The following is a 956-nucleotide window of genomic DNA, read 5'->3' as shown; positions in this document are numbered from 1 at the left end:
AGCACGGCCAGCCTTGGTTGCGCGCTGACGAAGATGTCAGAGGAATTGGCGCCGGTGGGATCGCCGAAATTGATGGCGATCTCGCTGAGGCGGTCGCCGGGATACCACGTCGCCTGGCTGAACGCGGTCCAGCCCTCCGGCCAGCTATAGGCCAGCTTGCCGGTGACGCGCGAGTAGGGCGAGGTCGTGATCAGGCCGTCCTGCGTCAAGTTCTTCTTGCCGACGAACGTCACGTAGGCAGAGCCGGAAAGCATCTGCGCGTTGCCGGTCGCCACATTGAAATCGATGCCGACATTGGCGACGTAGTTCGGCACGTTCGGCACGAAGTAGGACGGCGCGGCATCGACCAGGCGTGCACGGACGCCGCCATAATTGGCGAACAGCGACACGGTGCTGACGGGATCGGCGACAACGAACACCCGCGCATCGATATCGTAGCCATCGCGCTGCGCCTTGCCGAGGAAGGTGACCGGCAGGCCGGGCGCCGCCTGAAACGCCTCGTTGGCGGAATCCGTGGTCCAGTAGCTGGCGAGAAACCTGACGCGGTCGAAGGTGAACTGGACACCGCCCTCGCGGCTGACGATGCGGAACGGCTGGATACCGGGATTGCCGATCAGCTCTGCGGGGACGTCGATGCTGCGAAAGCCCTGGCCGTAATTGGCGAACAGCTCGAGCCACTTGACGGGCGTGATCGCGACGCCGAGCTTCGGGCTGGCAATGCCGTTCGAGATGTTCGGCGTGCCGCCCGGCGTGATGCGGTCGTCGATGTCGTAGTAAAATTGATCGTAGCGTCCGCCCGCCGTGAATTTCAGCCAGGACAGCGGCTTGACCTGGACCTGCCCAAAGCCGGCGACGTTGGTCTGCGTCAGTCCGACATTGACGACCGCCGGCCCCGTGACGGCACGCGCGGTGGTCGGCGCCTGGAAGGCTTCGATGACATCCGTGCGCCAGTTGCC

The 956-nt window shown here is 64.6% G+C and carries 1 protein-coding gene; it reads right to left on the bottom strand.

Features of this window, described 5'->3' with window-relative positions; translation table 11 throughout:
• A partial coding sequence (locus tag JHD07_RS22835) for a TonB-dependent receptor (RefSeq protein ID WP_291626114.1) occupies positions 1-956 on the bottom strand: 956 nt, incomplete at both ends.

The sequence above is a fragment of the Bradyrhizobium sp. genome, from assembly GCF_016462955.1.
In the GTDB taxonomy this organism is placed as follows: Bacteria; Pseudomonadota; Alphaproteobacteria; order Rhizobiales; family Xanthobacteraceae; genus Bradyrhizobium.
The sequence above is the reverse complement of the archived record's forward strand: the minus strand, read 5'-3'. Positions and strand labels throughout refer to the sequence as shown.